The sequence below is a fragment of the Protofrankia sp. CiP1_Cm_nod2 genome (assembly GCF_920664355.1).
Classification (GTDB): Bacteria; Actinomycetota; Actinomycetes; order Frankiales; family Frankiaceae; genus Protofrankia.
This window is the reverse complement of the sequence record NZ_CAKKTL010000111.1, coordinates 1-713: the sequence shown is the minus strand read 5'-3', so window position 1 is coordinate 713 and position 713 is coordinate 1. Positions and strand designations below refer to the sequence as shown.

Genomic DNA, 713 nt, shown 5'->3' with positions numbered 1-713 from the left:
CTGGTCCTGCCAGCTACCCGCCCGCCGTGCGGTGGAACGTGACGACGGGGCGGTCGAGGTGTGGCGGAAGGAGGCGTGGGCACGCGCAAAAAGATCGCCGCGGTCACCGGTGCCTGGGTCGTCTTCGAGGACGAGGCCGGGCAGAACCTCCGCCCGCCCCGGGTAAGCAGTTGGGGGCGGCGTGGGGTCACCCCGGTCACGCGGGTACGGGGTCGACGTTCCGGGCGGGTGTCGATCGCCGGGCTGGTCTGCTTCCGTCCCGGCCAGCGGCCCCGGCTGTTCTACCGGACCCGCCGGCACCGCGGCCGTGCCGGCGAGCCGAAGGCGTTTGCCTGGACCGACTACCGCGACCTGATCCGTGAGGCGCACCGCCGGCTGGGCCGGCCGGTCGTGCTCGTCTGGGACAACCTCAACCGGCACACCTGCGCCGAGATGACCGCGTTCGCCGCCGCCAACGAACTCTGGCTCACCGTGGTCCGCCTGCCCGCTTATGCCCCGGACCTCAACCCCGTCGAGACGGTCTGGTCCCTGCTCAAACGCGGCGAGCTCGCCAACCGCCTGATCACCGACGTCGACCACCTCGCCGGCCTGATCCACACAGGCCTGGGTCGCATCCAGCGCCAGCCGCACCTGCTCGACGGCTGCCTCGCAGCCACCGGCCTGACCTTGGAACCACCATGACCACATCGACATCACGAATTAAAGCTCGTTAA

1 protein-coding gene is annotated in these 713 nt (G+C 70.4%); it reads left to right on the top strand.

Annotated elements, in window-relative coordinates:
* Positions 1-75: 75 nt before the first annotated feature.
* Positions 76-681: a transposase gene (locus NBW84_RS13695; RefSeq protein WP_250285116.1), complete on the top strand. Its 606-nt coding sequence runs from the start codon at positions 76-78 to the stop codon at positions 679-681.
* The last annotated feature ends 32 nt before the right edge of the window (positions 682-713 follow it).